The following is a 23,610-nucleotide window of genomic DNA, read 5'->3' as shown; positions in this document are numbered from 1 at the left end:
ACGCCATTATCCCTCTTCCCGTCCGAACAAAGGAGGTGAGCGGTGCAAGACCCAGGGGGCGAACTGCCACTGATCAAGCAATACAGAGACTGGCTGCAAGGCAGCCCGCCTGAAGACAGCCCGGACCGCTCGGACTTTTTCACACAGGCGGTCATCGTGCTCGACACCAATATTCTACTTAGCCTGTACGAGTACACGCCTGCCGCTCGCGAACAGGTTCTCAATGCACTGAAGAGCGTCCAGAAGCAGCTCTGGCTACCTCACCAGGTAGCGCTGGAGTTCGTGCGGGGGCGCCATCGCGTGATCGCCGAAAGAGCAAAAGCCCTGAAGGATGCCCCCAACTCCCTAAACCGGCAGCTAGGAGAGGCAAACAAGGCGATCATAGGAGCCAGGGAATTTGTTCAAGGACTTCTAATTAAGTATGCACGTGATACCCAAACGAGCGACAACCTGGCGTCCAAGATTTCAAGCCAAGCAATCGACGCCCTGCTAAGCGAATGGAAAAAGGAACTCATCGAGCTCGTCAAAGGCCTCAAGGCTCACGATCTCGCGCCAGCCTCAATGAACGCAAACGATCCCGTTCTACCACAAGTAGCAGAGTTGTTCGGTAGTAACATCGCGGACCCCCCGGACCCCACGGAGGTGCGACGCCGCGTAAATGAGGCCTCTTCCTACAGATTCCCAAATAAGATTCCACCCGGGTTCTCTGACACAGGAAAAGGAACTCCGCTATCTGCTGCGGGGGACTTTCTGCTTTGGGAAGAAGTAGTTCTGTTTGTCGCAGCCTCGTCAGAACGTAATCGGCTGCTCTTTGTTTCGCACGACACGAAGGAAGACTGGTACGAGCCGGAAGAACTCGGTAGAGGCCGACGCCCGTGGCCTTCACTGGCAAGCGAACTAAGAACGCGCGCGAACGCCGAACTGCGTATCGAAACTCCGGGGCAGTTCTATCGAGGCGTGAATCGCTTTCTCAACGCGGAGATCGCAGATGAGACATACGAGGAAATTGATCGTGCCGCCGAAGCCTCCAAGGAGATCACCATCACCGAACAGGAGGCCGGCCACACCACACCACCAGTCGAATTGACACTATCCGCATACGAAGCTGCTGGATTGCATGTTTCGATCCTCTCCAACGACCTCCCAGATCTGCTAAATACTCTAAACTGGTGGCTGATCGGAGTAACAGCCCAGTTGGGTCGTCGATCTCTTTTTGACAACGAGCCGATAGTGTCACTAGCCGCCGCCACACGCTCCGCAATGCCACCTGACCCAGCATGGCTCCCAGGGAATTGCCTTCGCCTCGGCGAATGGCCATACCAGAGCTCATCTTGGATTGCCCCATGGTTCGCCCAGATCGTCAACAGTACGTCACCAACCGACAGACGGGTTATCCAGAGGCTCGCTGCGCAACAATTGGATAGCACTACCCCCGAAGAGGGCTGACCAAAGTTCCATACACGCCTGACAAAAGGAGGATCACAATGCCGGAACAAGATCCACTTGAAGGTGAGTGGAAAAATCTCAAAACAGATGCCGAACACGCCCTGCAGACGCTGTTCCATCAGATCGACAAGAATGCAAATGCGCAAGAATTGTTCGAAGCATACACATATGCTAAACGCGTAACGGCTGACGCCTTGAAAGTTCGCATGCTAATGCACCTGCCGGCCGAAAATCCAAAGTTCCGGGAGCTTTACTCAAGAGTCCAAAACGAACTTGACGCGCGATACGGCCAGTTCTTCCCGGACGGATTCCTTAAGGCGCCCTATGGAGATCAACTCCATGAGCATCTCTTCTCCCTGCTTCAAGAGAACTTGTCAGAGCCGATAGAAGCAGCAAAGCTGCGGATCGTCACAGCCGACGGAGTCCATACGGAACGACGTACGCGAGAACTACGAGAACTCGGAATGGACGTCGACTGGTACAAAGAGGGTGGCATTGACGTCTACGTACTGCGGTCCTTCGATCTGACCTTCGATGTGCTTCCCTCCCTCGTAAGAACCGTCGTGAGGCGGAAGGTTAAATCCAAGGCAGAACAGAGGCGGCTCCTCGAAGAAGCAGGCATTCCAACGAATGACTGACAAGACCGATTGGGAACCGCCACAAGGTTCTTGGGCTTCCTCGGCCGCCCGACGCCGGAACATGCAAGCCATCCGCAGTCGCGACACGAAACCGGAGCGCCTGGTACGGAGTCTGCTCCACGCTCAGGGTCTGCGGTACAGGGTGGCCGCAAAGCCACTACCCGATCTTCGCCGGACTGCTGACATCGTCTTCCGTCCGGCAAAGCTAGCCGTGTTCATTGACGGCTGCTACTGGCACGGCTGTCCTGAGCACTACGTACCGCCGAAGACGAATCCGGGTTACTGGTCAGACAAGGTCGCCCGGAACATAACTCGCGACCGTGACACGGATGCACAGCTCCGAGCTGCTGGCTGGACCGTACTCCGGTTCTGGGAGCACGATCCAGCCGAGGAGTGCGCGGCCAGGATCGCGGCCACAGTGAGCCGTCTCCGGGCCCCTAGCGGTTAAAGCGCGCCGCCTTCAGCTCTTCCGGCGAGCTTTTTCGGCAGCCTCGAACGCAGCGTAGATCTGCTCTCCAACAGCCCTCGCCACTGGCGGCGGGAACGCATTGCCGACCTGCCGGTAGGCGGCCGTCTTACGGCCAGAGAACTTCCAGTGTTCGGGGAAGCCCTGGACCAAGGCGGCCTGCGTTACGGTGAGCTTCGGGCCAGCGGAAGCGAACAGGTCACGCTCCGCGTCCTTCATCTCATCCGGTTCGTTTGCGACGCCGAGACCACACACTCCGAGATCGGCCCACGCCCGCTTCGCCCGCGTCGGGCCGAGATCCGCCCCACCATGCTTCTTGGACCCCCCGACAACAGTCGGCGCGACTCCCTCAAGCGCCTTGCCATACCAGCGCTTGAAAGCCCTCTCTGCCCTGGGATCATCCGAGACCTGGTCGTAGCGTGCACGCATCGAGTCATGAAGTGCCACGCCTACGCTGACTGGCTCAACCGGTTCCGGCTTCGAGTGCTCGAAGTACCTGGCGTATTCAGGCTTCATGGCCACGAGGATGGCCCGCGGGCGCAGTTGGGGCACCCTGTAGTCCTTAGCCTCCAGGATGTCCCAGTAGCACTCTTCGTAGCCCATCGACTCCAGGCGTTTGATGATCTCCTGCCTGTACTCAGTAAACTTCGGGTCGAGCAGACCTCGTACGTTCTCGATCATCACGGCCTTGGGCTCAAGGTGATCGATGAGGTCAAGCATCGTCGGGAAGAGGTCACGCTCGTCATCGCGCCCAAGCTGCTTACCCGCTGCTGAGAACGGAGGGCAGGGAACCCCGCCCGCGAGGAGATCGAGCTCTCCGGGGTCCAAGCCCAGCTCTGCTGGATCGAACCCTCGCAGGTCAGCCTCGACAACTTTGCAGCCTGCCCACTCCTGATTCTGCTCAGTGTTATCCCTGAGCGTTTGGCAGGCGTCCTTGTCGATCTCGATCAGGGCAGCATGCCGGAAGCCGGCGTTATGTAGGCCAACGGCTTGCCCTCCCGCCCCAGCGCAGATCTCCACCGAGGTGTACTTGAGTTTGTTCGTGCGGGTCATGCCCCCTCCTTACATTCGTGCAGCGGCAGACACATCGTGCAATCCACCATCACTGAGGGTGACAGACCCCACTGACAACGAGACCCCCAAGTGTGCAACACGCCGGAGGTTCGCTGAACGCGCCCTCCGTTAGAGACATCACGCACTTGCGCGCCAGCTGCACCCGCATGTGTCTCAGAAGCCGCCCTGGAGAATCCTGACGCACGCAGACCGCCCCTCGGAAGCAGATACGGAGGTCCGCTCAGGTTGCCACCCATTAGGCCGCGTCCGCCTCGGCTTCGTAGTGCATCTGAGCCCGGTCCAGGATGTCATCCGGATCATGGCCACGAGCTGCCGTCCAGTGAAGCAAGTCGGCGATCAACTCCACCGCCGACTCCTCAAGGCCCGCCGCTCGACTGCTCGCCCGCAGCACGGCACCAGCGCTGGTCCCCTGATAGCCCTCAAGCGCTTCGGCGGCTCGCTCAATGCGTCGGCAGGTGCGCCCCGCAGTGATGGGAATCTCGCACCAGACCGCCTTGCCCACGGCGGTCAGCACCGCACCCCAGTCCACAGCAAGGGCCGCGAGGAGATGTAGACCGCGACCGCACTCGGAGTCACAGTCTGGTGTGTTCTGCGTCGGCAATGCTCGGCTCGTATCGTGCACTTCGAGCCGGAGCCGCTCACCCCGCCATTCGAGAATCAGAGTCGCTGCCGCACCTTCGCCAACATGCTTGACGACGTTCGTCGCCAATTCGGTGACCAGCAGCTCTGCTTCGTCCTCCGCCACCGGCGTTCCCCACCTGGCCAGCTGCGTGACAGCGGCTCTCCGCAGCAGTCGCACTTCCGCCGGCGCCGCCTCAAAAGGCAGCACACACCGGAGTCGAGATTCGGTGACTTCGTAGCCGGACATGGCCACTCCTCCCTCCCAAGCCACGCTCGTGCTGCGCCTGCCGTGTCCGTACGGCTGCACTGCGTAGCGGTCTGCGATCGAGCATGACACAGAGAACTCTCGCTGTGTAACTTCTCACGAGAATCCATCGAGTGAATCTGATGGTGGGTCCGCTCCCCAGATGCCTAGCCTGATGGAGATCTCCGGGCCCACCGCCCGGTACATGGCGAAGGAGCCGAATGCCCGAACGGACCACAACCCGCCGCCGCCAACTGGGCGCGATGATGCGCAAGTTGCGCGCCCGCAAGGGGATGACCCTGGAAGAGGCGGGTGCACTCGTTGGCGTATCCAAGGCAACGGTCAGCAGGTACGAGACCCAAGCCGGGCCCGTGAAGTGGCTTGTCGTTGATGCGCTGTGCCGCGAGTACGGAGCAACTGAGGCCGAGCGCAAGGCCGTTGTCGGGCTGGCGAAGGACGCCAAGCAGCAGGGCTGGTGGAGTTCGTTCGCCGATTCCATCCCGGAGAGCATGAACCTGCTGCTCACGCTCGAAGACGAAGCCGTGCACGAGAGCCACTTCGCCTGCGTGTACGTTCCCGGTCTCCTGCAGACGCGCGCCTACAGCACAGCACTTCAGAAGGCCAACGAAGTGCCCCTGGAGTCAGCGGAGATCGAGCAGCTGGTCGACATCCGCATGAAGCGGCAGGAGATTCTCACCCGCCCGAAACCGCCGCGGCTCTGGGCGATCCTCGACGAGTCCGTGATCCGTCGAGTTGTTGGATCGCCGCAGACCATGAAGGAGCAGCTCGACCGGCTGCTCGAAGCGAACGAATCTCCTCACATCACGCTTCAGGTGCTCCCCTTCTCTCAGGGCGCCCACGCGGCTGCCCTCGGAAGCTTCGTCATCATCGGCGGCACCGAGCCAGCCCTTGACGTGGTCTACGTCGACTTCCACACGGGCTCCCTCTTCCTGGAGAAGGATGAGGAGTTGGAGCGATACAGACTTGCGTTCGAGTACCTCCGCGCGCAAGCGTTGGACATGGAGGCTTCCTCTGCCATGATCCATCGCGCCCGCAAGGAGATGTAAATGTCCGCCGATACTCAGGCCATACCTGACCACACCTGGTTCAAGTCGTCGTACAGCGGAGGTAATGCAACCGAGTGCGTGGAAGCTGCACTCGACCCGACCTGTGTGCTCGTTCGGGATTCCAAGCACCCAGAGGGCCCGCATCTCGCCGTCTCGGAGAGAGCATGGGTGAATTTTATGGCAGGTATGCAGTACCAGTGAAGGGCCGTTCCAGTACCTATACATATCCGATTGAGTTGTGCACGGAAAGGTCAACGAGCAAGGGCATCGAGCGAGCGGGACCAAACATGATTCTAGCTGCGCGGCTCGCTAGCCAGACCCTGCACCTTCGGCCCACGCCCGGAGAATCACGTCGCGCCAGGCTTCGGGAAACGTCGCGCGCCAGAAGGCCGCCCTCCGAGTATGACCTGCACTGCCTCCACAACAGTTGAGACGTAGTGGTTGCGGTCTTCCCTCAGTGCTCTAGCAGGACCTTCCGAGGGGCGCAACCACGCGATCCCTGAGCTCCACAGGAGCCGACTCCGTTCGAAGCTGACGGATAATGAGCCGGGCATGGCGCGAGAACCAGGTATGCCTGCGCGGGAGATCCCGGTCATGCCATGATGCAGTAGCACCCGTACAGTTCAGAGTGCGCGGCATCCACGACAGCCTCACTCCAACACAAAGGTGTATCAATGAGTTCTCCTACAAAAAATGCCTGGCTTGATGAAACCCAGCTAGAAGAAGACGAAGAGTATCAGATTGAAGAATATGATCTAATCAGCACTCCCAACGACTTTAACGTAACCACGATCTTCAATTTTATTAATCGCGGTTCAGTCAAGATTCCCATCTTTCAGCGAAATTACGTTTGGGATATTCGACGAGCCTCGAAGCTTATTGAGTCGATAATCCTGGGACTCCCAGTTCCGCAAGTCTTCCTATACGAGGAAGGGACGAACAGGTTTCTAGTAATTGATGGACAGCAGCGACTCCTGACGTTGTACTTCTTCATCAAGGGCAGGTTTCCCAGAAAGGACGGACGCGCCGAATTCCGCAAGATCTTCTCCGGCCCGCCGGCCGATGTTGACGAATTTCTGGACAATGATGAATATTTCCAGCCCTTCAAACTCTCCTTCGCTAAATTTCCAGACGGCCGGAAGAACAAGTTCAGCGGACTGACCTACGAGGATCTTGACGAGCACAAGGAACGATTCGAGCTTCGCCCTTTGCGTAACATCATTGTCAAACAGATAAAGCCAGCCGGTGATGATTCGGTATTCGAAATGTTCAACCGCCTCAATACTGGCGGCAGCAACTTGCAGGCGCAAGAGATTCGAATGAGCCTCTATCACTCTGCGTTCATGGAATCCCTCTATGAGATGAACGACAGGCCCCGCTGGCGAGCACTGACAGGATCGACCAGTTCCGACCCACGGATGAAGGATATCGAGGTGATCCTTCGCGCTTTCGCTCTTGCCCACGGTGTCGACTCTTACTCAGGATCCATGACTGGATTTCTGAATAGTTTCTGCAAGAAGGCCCAGGGAATGACCGAAGAGCAAATTGCATCTACCGCGATGACTTGGGATTGGTTCCTGGGACTGACCGAAGGTAAGCCAGATACCTTGTTCTACTCAGCAACCTCCGACAGGTTCAGCCCCCTTCTCTTCGAGAGCGTGTTTGCCGCAGCCGTCCGTCTGGACAGCGAGCATGATATTCAAGTTAAGCTTACCCTGGATAAGCTATCGCAGGCCGCAGCAAGCATTTCAACGCACGCTCAGGAAGGTGTAACCAAGACTCGACATGTTCAAGGACGCTATGAGGCAACTCTCAAAATCCTGCGCGGAGACGAGGAGTAGCCCTGCATGTCAGCCGTGACGAACATGTACCAGGAGCATGAAGATCTCATAGCATTCTTCGGTGACGACAATCCGTCCTATCAAGCCAGCCTTGAGCGCACTCTCCCCAAGGTACTCCTGCTGGCTGCGGCCAGCGAATTCGAGGTGCAAGTCTGCCGACATATTCGAGAATACGCATCAGCCTCCTCGAATGACAAAAAGCTAGCCACCATGATCGACAGATGGGTGCTCACGCGCCAGTACCACAAACTCTTCGATTGGGATAACAAGAGCGCTGGCCCTCTCTGGTCCGCACTGGGCGAAGATTTCAAGCGGCATATGAAAGTCAAACTGAAGGAAGATCTGGAGCTCAAAGAGCACCTTGACGCCTTCCTGGAAATTGGACGCCTAAGAAACGAACTTGTACACCAAGATTACGCAAACTACGTCCTACTGAAGACGTCAAAAGAGATATACAGACTGTATGAAAAGGCCGTTGCTTTCATAGAAGAGCTGCCCGGCATACTTGCCACGAAAATTCCTGATATTTAACCCATTATGTCGCGGCAGATGACACCTCATGCCGTTCGGAAGACAATCTTGATTACGCACCGTGCGATGCCCCTCTCCAGAGAAGAGGGAGTTTTATGGGTGACCCCGCTCGCTAACAACCGAACTGGTCGGTCTCCTCAAATGGATACGCCTGCTGCGACTCTCGCAAGTTGAATACACTGTGCTTTCCTGTCATTACGATGGAGGAGCGGCATCCTTACTCGTCGCCCTGGCGTATCACCGTCTCAAGCGAGTGGAATGCAGGCGTCCAATTTGGCTTCGATCACGAGCTGTTCGCCTGCCCCAATCATGTCTCGCGTGCTTGCGCGCAATCTCAGCCTGGCGCGCGGTATGCGCAATCTGCTGCAATCCTTCAGCACGTCCAAGGCCTGCACACCCATCCTGGATCTCCAACAACCGCATCCGGAGGGTGACATGACGCTCAGGTTCCTCGGTACGACCAGCGACGATGGCGACTGCCCCACCCTGTACGAGATCGAGGGCACGGACGAGATCCTCGTGCAGGGCGAGCGGGAAACCGACCCGGAGCACCTCGCCCAACTGCGGGACGTCAAGGAGTCCGAGACCTTCGTCCGCGTACCGCGCAGCCTGCTCAGTCGGTACGCACCGAGGAGTGATGCGCCCGAACTACAGCCGTTCGCCTCGATCTCCAGTCTCTTTCACGACTTCAAGCACACCGCCTGGCGCCTGGAAACTCGCCGCAGCTATGCCTCGGACCGCACCAGCCCCAAGTGGGCGCGGTTCCTCGCGGGCGAGGACATCGCCAGCGAGCCGGACAACGCCTGGCGGGAGAACGTGCGCGCGCAGACCGCACTGGGCAAGCGGTTCGAGCGCGTCCGGGTAGTCGACCAACCACTCACCCAGGGACAGGAGTTCCTCCTCGCGAGCGCGCCCAGCAACGTCGCCGCAGGAGAGGACATTCGCCACCTGCCCCGCGCCCAGGAACAGCAACTGCGGCTGCCGGACTACGACTTCTGGCTCTTCGACTCCAAGGTTCTGGCCCGTTTCGCGTTCGACGACGAGGACACCACGCTGGGCGTGTACGTCACCGAGGACCCTGCCGAAGTCCTCGCCGCCTGCCAGGCCCGCGACGCCGCCTGGCACCACGCCGTACGTACCGAAGATTTCGCCAGGCGGGTACGTTCCACCGTGTGAGCACGGATTACCAGACCGCCAGAGAGGCCCTTGGTGCGCGGCTGCGCGAACTGCGCACTGAGGCTGGTCTGGAGGGCAAAAACCTTGCGGCCAAGCTCTGTTGCCAGCCTTCGAAGGTCTCTCGGCTCCAGAACGGCAAGCAGACCCCAACCGCGGCCGATCTCACCGCGTGGGCGGAGGCGTGCGGTCGGCCGGAAGTCGAAGCTGAGCTCCAAGGGCTGCGAGCCGGGCTGGAGATGAAGCAGCGGCACCGCTCCTGGCGACGCCAGTTGGCCGGCGGACACCGCGGCCGCCAGGAGATCGCTGTCCGCCAGACCGATGCCACGAAAGCGATCCGGGGTCTTGAAGTGTCGCGCGTGCCAGGGTTGTTCCAGACTCCGGAGTACGCCCGCGTCATCTTCGACTCCAACGCGGAGTTCCGGGGGATCCCGCCAACCACCGAGGCTGCCGTCGAAGCCCGCATGCGCCGCCAGGAGTCGCTGTACGACCCGGCGAAATCCTTCCGGTTTCTCGTCTGCGAGGCAGCCCTCTACCACCGCTCATGTCCCGCGGACGTGATGGCCGAGCAGTTGGACCGGCTGTACAACCTGGTGGGCCAGCGCCGAATCGAGCTCGGCATCCTGCCCTTCGGAGCGCAGTTGCGCCGTACAGCTCCGCATGCCTTCTGGATCTACGACCGTCGGTTGGTCATCGTCGAGACGATCAGCGAAGAGCTGTGGCTCACCGGCGAAGAAGACATCCAACTGTATGAGCGGGCTTGGGACTGGCTCGCCGAATCCGCCGAGTACGGAGCGTCCGCACGCCGTCTGATCGGGCGAGCGAGAGCGTCCTTGAACCCCTCGTAGGCAATCCACCGCAAGCCCCGCCGCTGCATGCGCAATCACGCGCAATCGCTGCCTCCATGCGCAATTGCACCGCCTAACGTCCTGGTCATGACCACAAAGCCCGCCTCTTGCGACGGCCCCTGGATGGTGACCAGCACACCCTCCCCACACACAACGAACGACGAGCTCGATATCCCGCCGCTCGGCGAGCTTCTCGTACGGTCTGCGGTCAGCCTGCGCGATCGCACTGCGGTACAGGCCCTCGTCGAAGAGGAGTTGCTCCTCGCTCGGGACCGCGTCCGCAAAGCGCTCGTGACACAGCAGGACGGCGTCACGACCTGCCGGTGGGAAGGCATGTCCGGACGCCTCTACACGCTGGAACTCGACGAAGGCGAGCGTGCGTTCCTCGGGCTGGTGCTGTCGATCGTGGGCGTGCAGCAGAGCTACCTCGCCGCGGTGGAATACCTCGATGAGCGTCGCCTGGAAATCGTGCTCCGGGCGATGATCCGGCTGGCCGCCGACAACGACCGGATCGCCATCGGCGCACGAATGTGAACACACAAAACCGGCATGCGCCCACCGAGGCGCCCCGAGCTTGAAGCAACTCCCGCTGCCTTCCGCCGTGTACGCGTCTTCGCTTCATTCGGCGGGCTGGAAGATCCCTCTCCTGAATGCGTGACGCCCGTGCGTCGCTCCCGGAGTGGGCTACGCGAAAACCCCTCAACCACGAGGTGAAGCAGTGCTCCACACAACTCCACCAGCGCCTGAAAGGCCGCCGGGGCCGACCCCGCCCAGCCTGGGCACGAGCGCGAAAGAAGGCATGCGATGACCGCTGCCGTAGCCACCACAACCCGCACCGGCCGCTCCCTCGTAGCCGTCGCTGACTTCGCCATGCTCGCCGCGTTCTGCGCCGACGAGTACAGCCTCGAACGTGCTGTTGCGGACCGCGTCGTCGACCAGGCACTCGCCCTGGTCTTCGTCATGGGCTCCACGGGCGAAGGCGCCTCCATGGCCCCGTCCCAACAGGTCGACCCCGGCTGGCACACGCTCGTCCTTCACACCGACTGGTACGCCAACTGGTGTCAGGAGCAGTTCGGTTACTTCCTGCATCACCAGCCGAACAGCAAGACGCGGACAGGGGGCTTGATGACCTCGGTCGTCAGCAAGATCCGAGCGGCCGGCTTCGAGGTCGACGACCAGCTGTGGGGCACAGCCGCCGAATGCAACGCACCCGCCTGCTGCGGCGACGGTCCCTGCTGCTGACCGGCACAACCAGCCGCCCCTCAGAGGGGGTTGGTCCGGTCTCTCCCGGGGCCGCCCCAACCCCCTCGCCGCCAGAAACGGACCACCATCTCGTGTCCCTGACCGAGCTGACCGCAACCAGCCGCGTCACCGTCTTCCCCCTCGAAACCCTCACCCTCGCCTACACCACCCAGTCCAGCGACGAACGCGGCCTGGGCGACATCGGCCTCGTCGCCGTAGTCGACATAGCCAGCGACGGTGAGGAGCTGTGGCGACTCGCGCGCAGTCTTGGCGGCCGTAACAGCGAGGCAGACCAAGCCCGTTGGATCCTCACCCAGGCAATCCGCGCCCGCGTGGTCGCCGCCTACACAGACCTGTCGCGCACAACCTGGACGGCATACATCCGCCGACGTATCGACCTCGACGCGCTCTTCGCCAACCACGACATCCTGCTCACGGGGCGAATCTCGTTGCCCAAGTGTTTCGGTGGTACGTGACTTACGAGCCAGTCGCAGACAACGTCGCCCGTTCCGAACCGACAGTCAAAGCTCGGGAGTCAGCAGCGTCAGTCGCAGCAGCGCCACGACCGCCAACCCCGCCGGTACCGCGTACCACCACCCGCGAACCCATCCCGCCTTGACGAACACCCAACTCAGCCCCGCCGTCACGGCCGTGAGCACCAGGGCGAAGCCGGCCGCGAAGTTCGAGTGGGCGACCGTTTCGCTGTCCCACGGGCCCGAAGGGTCGGCCGCGTAGGCCAGGAGCGCCAGGTATGCCGTCACCATGCGGCCCAGAGTGAGGACGAGGGCGCAGAGCGCTGATGCGATGCGGATACAGATGCGCGGGGCCCGGGCAACTTGCCTGCCTGCGTGGGGAGTCGGGCGTCGGACAGGGCTGGTCACTGCGCGGGGTCTCCTTGGCGTCGTCCGGTTTGCGGCCGAAGCCGCGACCGTATGCCCGGGCGGCGGGATCCTCATCGTAGGAACCCCGTTGTAGCGAGTGGCCCGGCGAGGCATCGCCCAACCCTGGTCGATACCAACTCCCAAGCCCCACTGGTCCGTTACGCACTTATTGCACAAGAGATCTTCACCATTTCCGACCTGAGTCCATATCATGCGGAGATCAACAGGCCCGGCCAAGCGGACACTTGGGCGGGCCTCTCAGGTTCCTGTGGGGGATTCATGCGTATACGCGTTGCGGCCGCCGCCGTTGTTTCCGGGGCCGTCGTTCTGTCCGCGCTCGCTCTTCCGGTTGCCGCTCAGGCGGCGGAGCGCAGGGGGGCCTCGGCGGAGCTGAGATCCTTCGCCTCGGCCGCCGTTCAGCCCAGAGACTCCCTGGGCAACACCAAGTTCTCGCACGCCGTCATCAACGGCGGCAAGGACATCGTCCTCGGCACCACCGGCACGAAGTCCGTCACCGTCACGTACACCGCCACGGACGCGAGCGGTGTCGCCCTCACCGAGGCCTTCCTGTGGCAGGGCACGGACAGTTCGACCACGGACGGCATCACCGGTGGCCTGGGGACGGACGACGACCCCGACTGCACGGAGACGGCGACCCAGGGCACGTACACCTGCAAGGCCGTCTTCAACATCCACCCCGCCACCGACATGAAGGACAACGGCGTGGCCGGGACCTGGAAGCTGTTCCTGGGGGCCTGGGACCTGTACGCGAACGCCAGTTACAACGACGACGTCGCCACCGCCTCGATCAAGAAGTCCGCCACGCTGACCGCCAACGCCACGCCCGAGCCGGTCAAGAAGGGCAAGACCATCACGGTCACGGGCAAGCTCGCCCGCGCGAACTGGTCGACGGGCAAGTACGCGGGCTATGTGTCCCAGCCCGTGAAGCTGCAGTTCCGGAAGAAGAGCAGCAGCACCTACACCACCCTCAAGACGGTCAAGACCAACAGCACCGGCGTCCTGAAGACCACCACCAAGGCCACGGTCGACGGTTACTACCGCTACGTCTTCGCCGGCACCGCCACCACCGCCGCGGCGACAGCGCCCGGCGACTTCGTCGACGTCCGGTAAGCGGTTCGGCAGCACCTCGACATCAGTCGGCAGCACCTCGACATCAGTACGTCAGCACTTCGGTGCCGGGTCGCCATGCATCACGGCGCCCGGCACCACCGACCTTCCGACCTTCCGACCTTCCGAACAGGCCGACTTGCACCACGAGCCCATTAGGGCAATTAAGGAATACGCGAAGGGCCCTGACGCCTGATCACATTCCCGCCGCGCATGACCTGGACGGCACGCATCCGCCGGCTTACCGACAACGCCGCAAGGTGCGAACCGACCGGTCAGAGTTCCGGAGCCAGCAACGTCAGCCGAAGCACCGCCGCGACCGCCAGCACCGCCGGGACCGCGTACCACCACCCGCGCACCCATCCCGCCTTGGCGAACACCCAACTCAGCCCCGCTGTCACCGCCGTGAGTGCCAGGGCGAAGCCCGCCGCGAAGTTCGAGTGGGCGACCGTTTCGCTGTCCCAGGGGCCCGCGGGGTCGGCCGCGTAGGCCAGGAGCGTCAGGTAGGCCGTCACCAAGTGGCCCAGGGTGAGGACGAGGGCGCAGAGCGCGGACGCGATGCGGGTGCGCGGGGGGCGGGGTGTCCGTACGTCCGCGTGCGGGGTCGGGGGGCGGACAGGGCTGGTCACTTCAGGGCCTCCTTGGCGTCGTCCAGTTTGCGGTCGAAGCCGCGACCGTAAGCCTGGGCGGCGGGGTCCTCATAGTAGGGACCGCCGTTGTAGCGAGCGGCCAGCTCCTGTAGCTGTGCTCGGGTCATCTGGTCCGGCGGGACATCCGCGAAGCCGCTCTCCGCCTTGAGCTGGGCCAGGTACTCCGAGGAGATGAAGATGTTCTTGGCCGGGTCCTTGATCGAGTCCACCACGACGTCCCGCTGCATGTCGGTGAGGTGGTTCGGGTCGTACCCGAGGACCTCGGCGGCGCGGCGGACCTGGATGGACATGGGGCCCATCGAGGTGCGGTCGGGGTCCTCACTGAAGGGGAGGACCTTGCGGCCCTCGTAGGCCAGGTCGTCGAGGACGCCCGGATCGCCCTCGACCTCCTGCCAGGCGATGCCGGCGACCATCTCGGGCGGCAGGCCCGCGTCCTGGGCGGCGGCCTTGATGACGGCGCTGTTGGCCGAGATGTACTGGCGTCGGCTCTCGTCGGAGTTCGACGGCAGCCAGTAGTTGTTGCCCTCGGCGCCCGGCAGTCCGTCGATGCGGGTCTGGATGCGGGACAGCGTCTCGTTGACCACGACGTTCCCGCCCATGGTGGGGATCGAGTCCACCTTCGGCCCGGCGCCCGGGAGTTGGGCGTACGGGTTGTCGCTCGCCCGGCGGGCCTCGGCCTGCAACGGACCGAGGTTCTTGAGGAACTGGCCCGGGTCCGCGACGGGGCTCTGGAAGTCGGGAAGGGAGCGGTTGGCGGCCTTGATGTCCGCGACGCACGTCTCGCGCGCCTCGGACTCCACGCGCAGGGCGTCGCCGTAGTGGCCGCCGGCCTGGTCGTAGTAGCGCTCGGCGTCCTCGCGGATCGCGTCGACGTCGACCGTCAGTTCCGCGAACCAGTCCATGACGCCCGTGGTGGCCCGGAGGTCCTCCCACTGCCTCATGGGCTCCGCGGCGCGGGCGGTCGGGGTGACGGCGGCGGCCTCCCGGGACATCACCTCGGACAGTTTGCCTTCGCTGGCTTTGCCGCTCTTGTAGTGGCTCTTGGCCGTGGCAACCGCGTCCGCATACGTCGTGAGGGCGTTCCCCACTCTGCGGAAGGCTTCCGACAGGGCGTCGGTGAGATCCTTGGCCTCGCTCAGCCGCTTCGCGTACAGCTCACGGGCGTCGCTCTGCCAGTCCACCTTCACCGCCTTGCGAAAGGCGTCGTCGGTGGTGTCGATCAGCTTGTGCAAACGCGTGAACTCGGCGGCGCTGCGGCCGATGAGCGCCGGGTTCGAGTCCTCCAGGAACTCGATGTCCTCGCGGTGGGCCACGGGGTCACCGGTTCCCTGGTTCGGTGTAACGGCCCGCCACCAGAACGGAGTCCAGCTGCCCGCTTACGTCACCGTCGTACTGCGTGTACGCGTTGTTCGCGGACTTCAGCCTGCCCGCCAGCGCCGCCAACAGGACGACCGCGTCCGTGTACTGGTCCTGGGCGAACCGCGCGAACGCCTCTACGTTCGAGGCCACGTCCGGATGGGACCGGGGCACCCGGGCCATCGTGGCGTTCTCGCCGTCCATGCGTCCCTCGTACAGAACTCCCGCGATCTCGATGAGCAGATGCGAACTCCCGTCGACCGAGGCCGCGTTGACGGCGAACCCGTCCGCGCCACCGTCGACCGGACCAGTGGACGAGCCACCCGGGTCGGCCGGCAACTGGTTCAACCGCATTCGCGCCGACGGCTGTTGCCGCGCCAGCGCGTCCGCCTTGAGCTGGGCCCATTCCTCGTCCCACGACACGCTTCCCGTCCCCCGTTCAGCCGTGACATCGCGCGAGCACACACACCTCGCCCCGCCAAGTCTGCCACGAACAGGTCAAGGACGATCAAGAGTTGACCAAAAGAGGTCGGCGCCAGGTCGTGAAGTAAGAGATCTACGTGAACCGCCGAGGCCCCCTCCCGACACCCCCGCCCCTCTGTGTACCGTCCTCCCGTGTGTCGATCGGTGATCACTCAACTACCGTTCTACGCGCGAAGATTCACCGCAGTCAGTGACATCCGCAGCACCCGCACCCCTGTTCATTCCACCCCCCACCGATGGAATCCCCCCACTCACGGAGGTTCACCGGATGCTCAATCTTGGCAAGTTCACGTCACGTCACAGTTTCACCACCGCCCTCACCGTCCTCGGCATGCTCGCCACAGGCGCCGCCGTGCAGGCGGCCACCGTCACGCCCGCGCACGCGGCCACCACGCACCGCGTGCTGTTCGACGACGGGCACGCCGAGGAGGCGGGCAACGCCGACTGGATCATCTCCACGAGCAAGCCCGACCCGCTGTCCCAGGACTCCTCGCCGTCCTCCGACAAGGACTGGACCGGGGCGCTCTCGTCGTGGGGCATCGCCCTGCAGAAGACCGGTGACTACAGCCTCAAGACCGCGACCAGCGCGCTGACTTACGGGGGCTCCTCGGCCACCGACCTGTCGAACTTCGACACGCTCGTGCTGCCCGAGCCGAACATCAAGTTCACGACCGCCGAGAAGACCGCCATCATGAACTTCGTGAAGGCCGGCGGCGGGCTGTTCATGATCTCCGACCACACCGGGTCCGACCGCAACAACGACGGCTACGACGCGGTCCAGATCCTCAACGACCTGATGACCAACAACAGCGTCGACTCGACCGACCCGTTCGGCCTCTCCATCGACTCGCTGAACATCAGCTCCGGCTACCCGGCCGCCATCGGCGACAGCAGTAACCCGGTGCTGCACGGCTCCTTCGGCACCGTCACCAAGAGCCTCATCGCCAACGGCACCACGGCCACGATCAAGCCCGCCGACAACTCCGCCGCCAAGGGTCTTCTGTACCGCTCCGGTTACTCCGGCAACACCGGCGCCTTCTTCGCCACCAGCACCTTCGGCAGCGGCAAGGTCGCGTTCTGGGGCGACAGTTCGCCGGTCGACGACGGCACCGGCCAGTCCGGCAACACGCTCTACGACGGCTGGAACGACACCGGCGCCACCAACGCCGCCCTCGCCCTCAACGCCACGGAGTGGCTCTCCTCATGAGCCACTGATCACGGGTGCGGGCCGCGGAATCACACACCCCGACCCGCACCCGTTTCCCTGCCTTGCACGTCTTCTGCGCCTTCTACGTCGCTGTTCCCAACTCCCCCAACGCGCGACCCCGTTGGCGGACGATCAGCGTCCACACACCCGCCGCGACCGCCGCCACCCCCAGCACCGTCAGCATTCCCGTCGTATGGGACCCCGCGCTGTCGGCCGCCCTGGCCACCGGATTCGGCAGCCCCAACCGATCCGCCAGCCAGCCGACAGCCGCCGTCGCCGTGATCAGCGCGCCGCCCACCCGCAGCGCGGGCTGCACCCGCGCCCGCGCGAGGACCAGCAGTGACGGCAACGCGAGGCAGACCAGCAGGAGTTGGACCAGCTCGATGCCCAGGTTGAAGGCCAGGAGGCTGGTCGCCAACTGGCCTGTGGACAGGTGCATTTCGGCGAGGACGAACGAGAAGGCCATGCCGTGGCCCAGGCCGAACACGCCCGCCACGAGCGCTTCCTTGCCGGGGAACAGCGGGCGGATCGCGTGGACCGCGCCGACAAGGATGCTGGCCGCGATGAACGCCTCGACCGGTCGGCCGGGGATCTCGAAGCGGGTGAGGGCAGTTGCCGCAAGGGCGACGGAGTGGCCGACCGTGAAGGCGAGGGTGATGCCGCCGATGCGCCTGAGCGCCGCGCGCGGGCCGGCCAGGCCCCTCCAGCGTCCGCCGGCCGCCAACAGCGGTGCGGGGAGCAGCAGGATGAGCAGGAACAGCAGGTGGTCGGTGCCGGTGAGGATGTGGTTGCCGCCCAGTTCGAGCATGGCGACGAAACCGCGCCAGGCGCTGCCCTCGCCGAGGTCGACGGTCAGCGGCGGCACCTTCATGTGCCGGACGTCCAGGCGGATGGTGCCCACCTGCGTGGCGCCGTCACCCTCGACCTGACCCGCGGCCCAGTCCTGACGAACCGACACCAGCGTCACGTGTGTGACCACTTGGTGCACGATCACGTCGTAGCCGAGAGTGAAGTGCCGTACGTCCGCTCCCGCCGGCGGGGTGAGGACGGCCTTCGCGATCAGCTCGCGGTACGGGCCGGTGGAGGTCTGTTCGGTGCGGCTGAGGCTCAGCGCGCCGATGGTGACCTGCCAGGTCTTGCCCTTGAGGGTGGTGGGGTGGATGTGCCGGGCGAGGTAGGTACGGATCGCAACGGCCTTGGCGGGGAGGGCGGTTGAGGCGATCGTGTTGAGGTCGATGCCGCTCGCCCGGGAGAAGTCGTCGACCGGCAGCGCCAGCCGCGCGGTCACCGAGGCCTGGTACACGTCGAGTTGGACCACCGAGTGCGGCATCGGGTGCGCGGCGGCCGGCGACGCTCCGAGCAGGAGCGCCGCCGGTACCGCGATCGCGATCCCGGCCACCAGGCGAAGTAGCGCTGTGGTCAGCCAAGTTCGCGGTCGGGTCATGAGAAGGTGAACTCGCTGCCGTAGTCGCGGGTGTGGTCGCGGTACACGGTGTGGTAGTGGATCTGGTCCCGGTACACGACACCGTTCTGGCAGACGAACTCGACCCAGACGCCGGGGCCGTCGATGCGCACGTAGTCGCCCTGGGTGTCGAGGGCGGTACCTCCGGAGTACGCGACGTAGGTCTGGTTCAGCTCATGCTCGTACGTCTTCATGAGCTTCTTCGCGGTGGCGTCGTCCACGCTGGCGATCCAGGGATGGATGGCCTTCAGAACCAGCTGCTTCTGCTTCGGGGAGAGCGTGCTGACCTTGATGCCCTCCTTCGTCGCCGGGAACTGGCCGTCCTGGCCCGGGCCGAGGAGCACGTCACTGAACGACTCGGAGAGCTTGGCGGTGGCCAGCTGCTCCGTGCTCAGGCTGCCGGTGAGCGCGAGCAGGCCGTTGCGCATGGTCGCCAGGGGCGAATACGTGGTGCCGTCGTCGGCTGTCCAGGTGCTGGGCTCGACGCCGACGAAGAACGGGCTGGCGCCTGCCACCTTCCCCTTCTTGTAGGTCTCGTTGACGGCGAGGTGGTGACCGCCGAAGTGCAGCTGCCAGGTGCCGTCCACCGAGGGGGTGCCGAGGAACGCCAGGAAGTAGACGCCGCTGCCGTAACCGCCCATGCCGCCGCCTCCGGCGCCGCCGGACGGCGGGGTGCCGGTCGGGATGTCGGTGGCCGTCGAGCTCGCGGACGGGTCAGCCGTTGCCGACGGGTCCGCGGAGGCCGTGCTCGACGCGGTGTCCGACGGCGCCGGACCCGCGGAGCTGGTGCTCTGTGCGGCGTTGAGCACGTCGTCGGCTTTGATGATCTGCGTGATCTGGTCGTACCCGGTGCCCTTGCCGGTGCCCGTGGCGAGCTTCACCACCTTCATGGCGGCGGCGAGTTGAGTGTCCGTCAGGGAGCCCAGCTGGATGCCGGGACGGCAGGACGAGCCACACGGGAGGTTCGACCACGCGGTCGCGTTCGCCTGCGAGAAGTCCAGCAGCACCTCCGCCTGCTGGTCGGCGTCCAGCGTGTTCAGGAACGCGTTGGCCGCGCTGACCACGGCACCGACGCCGGTGGCCTTCTTGTCGACCGGGCGCTTGACGCCCGCCGCCGATTTACCGGTTCCGGTGTCCGTCGAGGCATTAGCCACGGCGAAACCGCCACCGACCAGCACAACTGCCGTGACGGCTCCGGCTATTCCACGCCAGGTCCGTCTCGTACGCACGAGACGGGTTCTTTCTTTACTCACGGACCACTCCTTCAATTCCAGAAAGATGTCCCAGCCGCATGGGCAGCACCCATCGCCGCTCGTCAGCGGTCGCAGGCAGGGGTCAGACACGCAGGCAGGGGTCAGACACGCAGGGGGCGGCACCGGCCGGCCGCTCGCGCGATCGTTGACAAGATTATCGACGTTCTCACCTGAATCTCAATGGATGGTCACGTAGGTAAAATAAGTTTCAGGTTGCACAGCAACGCGGCGTGAATTCACAGAATTCACTTAGGCAATTGCCAGGCTATTCTTATTGCCTGAATGGATTTACCTGCTACCAGGAGGTGCGGAAAGCACCGGCCCGCGTGACTCCGTCGGCCGCGTACGGCGGCGAGGCGACGTGTCGGGGGGTGTCCGCCCGCAGCGGTCGGCGCGTCAAGCACGGGCAGGCCGGTGAGCAACGGCCCCCGCGCCGATCCGAGGACGGACACCCCCCGGCGCGGCGCCGCCCCACAACGCACCCCGCGCCGAAGCGGACCCGCACCCACACACGGAGCCGCACCCCGACTCACCCAGGGGCGCGGGGAACTGCGCGACCAGCCCCCACCGAGCCCGCACCCGACGACGCCGCAGCGCACAGCACACCGTCGATCGAATCCTCCACGCCACGCGGCCTGAAGCAGCGCCCCACCGTCGCCGCGACCAGCGCCCCCGCCGCGATCACCAGCGTCGCGAACGCCCAAGCCAGCGGCTGTTCCGACTCGAACGACACGTACATCTGCACCGCCGGCGGCACCGCCACCAACAGCAACGGCCAGGCCAGATCGTCCCTACGGCCGAAATAGCCCGCCAACAACACCAGGATCACCGCGAGCACCAACCCGCCGCCACCGAACGCCTCGTCCGCCGTCGGCACAGGCACCGGTACCGACCCCGACGGAACGCAGACGACGTACGCCGCCGTCGCGACCCCGGCACCGAGCACGCGGGTCAGCCAGCGTTCCGGCCAGGGGCGCGTCCGCAGGGGGCTCAGCAACTTCTCGGTCATACGTACGAGGGTTCCCCCGCCGCCGGGGCCGCGACAGAGTACGCGTACTCAGATGCCGGCCGAGGATTCCCTCACGGTGTCGAGGGCGCCGTAGCGACAGGCCCGTCCACCGCCGTCAACGGCGTGGCCACGTCCTCCAGCGACCGCCGCTCCGCCCGTACCGCCAGCACCGCCGCCACCAGCCCCGCCGCGCACATCAGCGCCGCCCCGATCTGGAACGCGAGCACCGTGTCGCCGACCTTGCCCGTGCCCGTGAGGTCCGCGAACAGCAGCGGCCCGCTGATGCCACCCGCGGCCGTACCGAGGGCGTAGAAGAAGGCGATCGACATCGCCCGGGTCTCCATCGGGAAGATCTCCGAGACCGTCAGATACGCGCTGGACGCGCCGGCCGACGCGAAGAACAGGACCGCGCACCAGCACGCCGTCATCGTGGTCGCGCTCAGCGAACCCCGGTCGAACAGCCAGGCCGTGCCGAACAACAGCAGCCCCGAGAGCAGATACGTCGACGAGATCATCACCCGGCGGCCGACCGTGTCGAACAGCTTGCCCAGCAGCAGCGGGCCCAGGAAGTTGCCGACCGCGATGACCGCGAAGTAGTAACCGGTGTTGCCCGTCGGCACGTTGAAGAACTTCGTCAGGATCGCGCCGAAGCCGAAGGTGATCGCGTTGTAGAGGAACGCCTGGCCGATGAAAAGCGAGAAGCCGAGCGTCGCGCGCTTCGGATAGTCACGGAAGATCGTGCGGGCGATCTCCACGAACGAGACGCTCCTGCGCTGATGGATGGTGATCTCGCCCTCGGCGGACGGCAGTTCACGGCCCTGCTCGGCCTCGATCCGGCGCTCGATCGACGTCACCACCTCGTCCGCCTCCCGGTCCCGCCCGTGGATCAGCAGCCAGCGCGGGCTCTCCGGGACGTGCCGTCGTACGAGAAGAATGACCAGAGCGAGCACGGCGCCCAGCGCGAAGGTCAGCCGCCAGCCCACGTCCGCCGCGAAGATGTTGGTGTTCAGCGCGACGATCGACAACAACGAACCTCCCACCGCACCCACCCAGAAGCTGCCGTTGATGACCAGATCCACGCGGCCCCGGCAGTACGCCGGGATCAGTTCGTCGATCGCGGAGTTGATCGCCGCGTACTCGCCGCCGATCCCGAAGCCGGTGAGGAAGCGGAACGCGAAGAACCACCAGGTGGAGAAGGAGGCCGCGGTGAGGGCCGTCGCCGCCAAATACACCACCAGCGTGATCATGAAGAGTTTCTTACGGCCGTAGAGGTCGGTGAGGTGGCCCCAGAACAGGGCGCCCGAGCACGCGCCCGCCACATACAGCGCCGCCGCGATACCGGTGACCTGGCCGGAGCTGATCGGCAGCCCGCTGCCGGGCTCGGAGAGGCGGCTCGCGATGTTGCCGACGACCGTGACCTCCAGGCCGTCGAGGATCCACACGGTGCCGAGGCCGACGACGATCGTCCAGTGCCAGCGGGACCACGGGAGGCGGTCGAGCCGGGCGGGGATGGACGACGTGATCGTCCGGCCACCGCTCCCGGCAGGGCTGTCGGCACTCACACTCGCACTGGTCATCGGGGTTCCTCCTCGTCGAGCGAACCCCCTCCGGGTGCCCCCGGGAATCGGCCCCTACACCCCGCCTACACCCCGACCAGCCGCGTCACCGTATAGATCAACAAGCCCACCAACGACCCCACCACCGTGCCATTGATCCGGATGAACTGCAGGTCACGCCCGATGTTCGCCTCGATCTTCCGGGTCGTGTGCTCGGCGTCCCAGCCGGCCACCGTGTCCGTGATCAGCGAGGTGATCTCCTTGCGGTACGTCGTCACGACGTACACCGCCGCGCCCTCGACCCAGCCGTCGGCCTTCTCCCGCAGTTTCGGTTCTACGGCCATCCGCGCGCCCAGCGACAGCAGCGAGGCCCGCACCCGCAGCCGTAGCTCACTGCGCTCGTCCTCGGCGGCCGACACGATCATCGAGCGGACGGACGTCCACGCGCTGGCGATCAGGTCCTGGACCTCGCCGCGGCCGAGGACCTCGCCCTTGAGGCGCTCCACGCGCGCGCGGGTCTGCGTGTCGGACTGGAGGTCGGCGGCGAAGTCGCCGAGGAAGCGGTCCAGGGCACCGCGGGCCGGGTGGGAGGGCATGTCCCGCATCTCGGTGACGAAGCGGAGCAGCTCCTTGTAGACGCGCTCGCCGATGCGCTTGTCGACGAACCTCGGGGTCCAGCCGGGCGCGCCGCCCTCGACCGCGTCCATGACCTGCTCGTCGTGCAGGACCAGCCAGTCGTGCGCACGGGAGACGACCAGGTCCACGACCCGTTTGTGACCGCCGTCGGCGACGATCTTCTCCAGCGTCTTCCCTATCCCGGGCGCGATCTCCTGGGCGTCGGCACGGCGGGTGATCGCCTCGCCGACGATCGCCTGGACGTCGGAGTCCCGCAGCACCGTGAGGGCACCCCGGAGCGCTGCCGACAGCTCGGCCGTCACGCGGTCCGCGTGTTCCGGTACGGCGAGCCAGGCGCCGAGGCGGCTGCCGATGCCGACCGCGCGCAGGCGTTGCCGTACGACCTCCTCGGAGAGGAAGTTCTCGCCGACGAACTCGCCCAGGGAGACGCCCAGTTGGTCCTTCTTGGTGGGGATGATCGCGGTGTGCGGGATGGGCAGGCCCAGCGGGTGGCGGAAGAGGGCGGTGACCGCGAACCAGTCGGCCATCGCGCCGACCATGCCCGCCTCGGCCGCCGCGGCGACATAGCCCGCCCAGGGACCGGCGCCCGCGTGCGACGCCCACTTCGCGAGCACGTAGACGACGGCCACGAAGAGCAACAGGGCGAGCGCCGTCAGTTTCATCCGGCGGACGCCGCGCTGCCGCTCCTGGTCGGCCGCACTGAAGTTGGTCATCGTGCGGCGGGACCCGTCACGCTCGGTCGCCGCCCCCAACCCCACTTCTGTCTGGTCCATCCGCTCCACCCGTTCGCCGGTACCG

The 23,610-nt window shown here is 64.5% G+C and carries 24 protein-coding genes and 1 pseudogene; 14 read left to right on the top strand and 11 right to left on the bottom strand.

The features are described 5' to 3' along the window. Positions 1 to 42: 42 nt before the first annotated feature. From ACGFY9_RS38650 to ACGFY9_RS38640, 3 genes are read left to right on the top strand one after another with little or no spacing between them, the layout of a single operon-like run. The gene (locus ACGFY9_RS38650; RefSeq protein ID WP_393762201.1) at positions 43 to 1,446 is read left to right on the top strand and encodes a PIN-like domain-containing protein; all 1,404 of its coding nucleotides are present in this window, start codon (positions 43 to 45) and stop codon (positions 1,444 to 1,446) included. A 38-nt stretch (positions 1,447 to 1,484) separates the two neighbouring features. Then, on the top strand, positions 1,485 to 2,084 hold the full coding sequence (locus ACGFY9_RS38645; protein WP_393762199.1) for a hypothetical protein: 600 nt from the start codon (positions 1,485 to 1,487) through the stop codon (positions 2,082 to 2,084). Continuing rightward, positions 2,077 to 2,532: a very short patch repair endonuclease gene (locus ACGFY9_RS38640; RefSeq protein ID WP_393762197.1), complete on the top strand. Its 456-nt coding sequence runs from the start codon at positions 2,077 to 2,079 to the stop codon at positions 2,530 to 2,532. The genes ACGFY9_RS38645 and ACGFY9_RS38640 overlap by 8 nt, the downstream gene beginning before the upstream one ends. A gap of 12 nt (positions 2,533 to 2,544) precedes the next feature. On the opposite strand, the gene ACGFY9_RS38635 is transcribed toward ACGFY9_RS38640, so the two are convergent. Both ACGFY9_RS38635 and ACGFY9_RS38630 read right to left on the bottom strand, forming a co-directional pair. Next, positions 2,545 to 3,603, bottom strand: a complete 1,059-nt coding sequence (locus tag ACGFY9_RS38635; RefSeq protein WP_393762195.1) for a DNA cytosine methyltransferase — start codon at positions 3,601 to 3,603, stop codon at positions 2,545 to 2,547. Positions 3,604 to 3,859: 256 nt separating this feature from the next. Then, on the bottom strand, positions 3,860 to 4,492 hold the full coding sequence (locus ACGFY9_RS38630; RefSeq protein ID WP_393762193.1) for an ATP-binding protein: 633 nt from the start codon (positions 4,490 to 4,492) through the stop codon (positions 3,860 to 3,862). 218 nt (positions 4,493 to 4,710) lie between these two features. Between ACGFY9_RS38630 and ACGFY9_RS38625 the strand changes: the two genes are divergently transcribed. The 9 genes from ACGFY9_RS38625 to ACGFY9_RS38585 all read left to right on the top strand — a co-directional run bounded on the left by ACGFY9_RS38625 (position 4,711) and on the right by ACGFY9_RS38585 (position 11,667). Next, complete coding sequence (locus tag ACGFY9_RS38625; RefSeq protein ID WP_393762191.1) at positions 4,711 to 5,556, top strand: helix-turn-helix domain-containing protein; 846 nt, start codon at positions 4,711 to 4,713, stop codon at positions 5,554 to 5,556. Continuing rightward, on the top strand, positions 5,557 to 5,757 hold the full coding sequence (locus tag ACGFY9_RS38620; RefSeq protein WP_393762189.1) for a DUF397 domain-containing protein: 201 nt from the start codon (positions 5,557 to 5,559) through the stop codon (positions 5,755 to 5,757). It begins immediately after the preceding gene. Between the two features lie 473 nt (positions 5,758 to 6,230). Then, positions 6,231 to 7,397, top strand: coding sequence for a DUF262 domain-containing protein (locus tag ACGFY9_RS38615; RefSeq protein ID WP_393762187.1), 1,167 nt, complete (start codon positions 6,231 to 6,233; stop codon positions 7,395 to 7,397). A 6-nt stretch (positions 7,398 to 7,403) separates the two neighbouring features. Beyond that, positions 7,404 to 7,928, top strand: a complete 525-nt coding sequence (locus ACGFY9_RS38610; RefSeq protein ID WP_393762186.1) for a HEPN domain-containing protein — start codon at positions 7,404 to 7,406, stop codon at positions 7,926 to 7,928. A gap of 435 nt (positions 7,929 to 8,363) precedes the next feature. Then, positions 8,364 to 9,104, top strand: a complete 741-nt coding sequence (locus ACGFY9_RS38605; protein WP_393762335.1) for a DUF6879 family protein — start codon at positions 8,364 to 8,366, stop codon at positions 9,102 to 9,104. Continuing rightward, positions 9,101 to 9,949 carry a helix-turn-helix domain-containing protein gene (locus ACGFY9_RS38600; protein WP_393762184.1) on the top strand — a complete coding sequence of 283 codons (849 nt, stop codon included), beginning with the start codon at positions 9,101 to 9,103 and terminating at the stop codon, positions 9,947 to 9,949. The genes ACGFY9_RS38605 and ACGFY9_RS38600 overlap by 4 nt, the downstream gene beginning before the upstream one ends. A gap of 87 nt (positions 9,950 to 10,036) precedes the next feature. Next, positions 10,037 to 10,483 (top strand): hypothetical protein, encoded by a 447-nt coding sequence (locus ACGFY9_RS38595; RefSeq protein WP_393762182.1) that lies wholly within the window; start codon positions 10,037 to 10,039, stop codon positions 10,481 to 10,483. A 270-nt stretch (positions 10,484 to 10,753) separates the two neighbouring features. Then, entirely contained in the window at positions 10,754 to 11,191 is a 438-nt protein-coding gene (locus ACGFY9_RS38590) for a hypothetical protein (protein ID WP_393762180.1), read from the top strand. A gap of 92 nt (positions 11,192 to 11,283) precedes the next feature. After that, complete coding sequence (locus ACGFY9_RS38585) at positions 11,284 to 11,667, top strand: hypothetical protein (protein ID WP_393762178.1); 384 nt, start codon at positions 11,284 to 11,286, stop codon at positions 11,665 to 11,667. A 45-nt stretch (positions 11,668 to 11,712) separates the two neighbouring features. Here the strand turns inward: ACGFY9_RS38585 and ACGFY9_RS38580 are convergent, their stop codons facing one another. Continuing rightward, on the bottom strand, positions 11,713 to 11,955 hold the full coding sequence (locus tag ACGFY9_RS38580) for a hypothetical protein (RefSeq protein WP_393762176.1): 243 nt from the start codon (positions 11,953 to 11,955) through the stop codon (positions 11,713 to 11,715). Positions 11,956 to 12,351: 396 nt separating this feature from the next. Here ACGFY9_RS38580 and ACGFY9_RS38575 point away from each other — a divergent pair, with 396 nt between their 5' ends. After that, positions 12,352 to 13,203 carry a hypothetical protein gene (locus ACGFY9_RS38575; RefSeq protein ID WP_393762174.1) on the top strand — a complete coding sequence of 284 codons (852 nt, stop codon included), beginning with the start codon at positions 12,352 to 12,354 and terminating at the stop codon, positions 13,201 to 13,203. Positions 13,204 to 13,475: 272 nt separating this feature from the next. Here the strand turns inward: ACGFY9_RS38575 and ACGFY9_RS38570 are convergent, their stop codons facing one another. Genes ACGFY9_RS38570 through ACGFY9_RS38560 form a run of 3 tightly spaced genes read right to left on the bottom strand, consistent with a single transcriptional unit; the run spans position 13,476 to position 15,629 of the window. After that, a complete protein-coding gene (locus ACGFY9_RS38570; RefSeq protein WP_393762172.1) occupies positions 13,476 to 13,829 on the bottom strand; it encodes a hypothetical protein in 354 nt (117 codons plus the stop codon). Continuing rightward, positions 13,826 to 15,163, bottom strand: a complete 1,338-nt coding sequence (locus tag ACGFY9_RS38565; protein ID WP_393762170.1) for a hypothetical protein — start codon at positions 15,161 to 15,163, stop codon at positions 13,826 to 13,828. Before ACGFY9_RS38565 ends, ACGFY9_RS38570 begins: the two co-directional genes overlap by 4 nt. 4 nt (positions 15,164 to 15,167) lie before the next feature. Further along, entirely contained in the window at positions 15,168 to 15,629 is a 462-nt protein-coding gene (locus ACGFY9_RS38560) for a hypothetical protein (protein ID WP_393762168.1), read from the bottom strand. 328 nt (positions 15,630 to 15,957) lie between these two features. Here ACGFY9_RS38560 and ACGFY9_RS38555 point away from each other — a divergent pair. Continuing rightward, a pseudogene (locus tag ACGFY9_RS38555) lies at positions 15,958 to 16,890 on the top strand (hydrolase); the annotation flags it as partial. Between the two features lie 88 nt (positions 16,891 to 16,978). Here ACGFY9_RS38555 and ACGFY9_RS38550 read toward each other — a convergent pair. From ACGFY9_RS38550 to ACGFY9_RS38530, 5 genes are all read right to left on the bottom strand, one after another. Further along, positions 16,979 to 18,340 carry a HupE/UreJ family protein gene (locus tag ACGFY9_RS38550; RefSeq protein WP_393762166.1) on the bottom strand — a complete coding sequence of 454 codons (1,362 nt, stop codon included), beginning with the start codon at positions 18,338 to 18,340 and terminating at the stop codon, positions 16,979 to 16,981. Beyond that, positions 18,337 to 19,611, bottom strand: a complete 1,275-nt coding sequence (locus ACGFY9_RS38545; RefSeq protein WP_393762164.1) for a DUF3500 domain-containing protein — start codon at positions 19,609 to 19,611, stop codon at positions 18,337 to 18,339. Before ACGFY9_RS38545 ends, ACGFY9_RS38550 begins: the two co-directional genes overlap by 4 nt. 529 nt (positions 19,612 to 20,140) lie before the next feature. Next, positions 20,141 to 20,620, bottom strand: coding sequence for a hypothetical protein (locus ACGFY9_RS38540; RefSeq protein ID WP_393762162.1), 480 nt, complete (start codon positions 20,618 to 20,620; stop codon positions 20,141 to 20,143). Between the two features lie 71 nt (positions 20,621 to 20,691). Continuing rightward, positions 20,692 to 22,197, bottom strand: a complete 1,506-nt coding sequence (locus ACGFY9_RS38535) for an MFS transporter (RefSeq protein ID WP_393762160.1) — start codon at positions 22,195 to 22,197, stop codon at positions 20,692 to 20,694. A 65-nt stretch (positions 22,198 to 22,262) separates the two neighbouring features. Beyond that, positions 22,263 to 23,585: a DUF445 domain-containing protein gene (locus ACGFY9_RS38530; protein WP_393762158.1), complete on the bottom strand. Its 1,323-nt coding sequence runs from the start codon at positions 23,583 to 23,585 to the stop codon at positions 22,263 to 22,265. Positions 23,586 to 23,610: the final 25 nt, after the last annotated feature.

It is taken from the genome of Streptomyces sp. NPDC048504, from assembly GCF_043200035.1.
In the GTDB taxonomy this organism is placed as follows: Bacteria; Actinomycetota; Actinomycetes; order Streptomycetales; family Streptomycetaceae; genus Streptomyces.
Note: the sequence above shows the minus strand (reverse complement) of the source record. Positions and strands in the feature narration are given on the sequence as shown.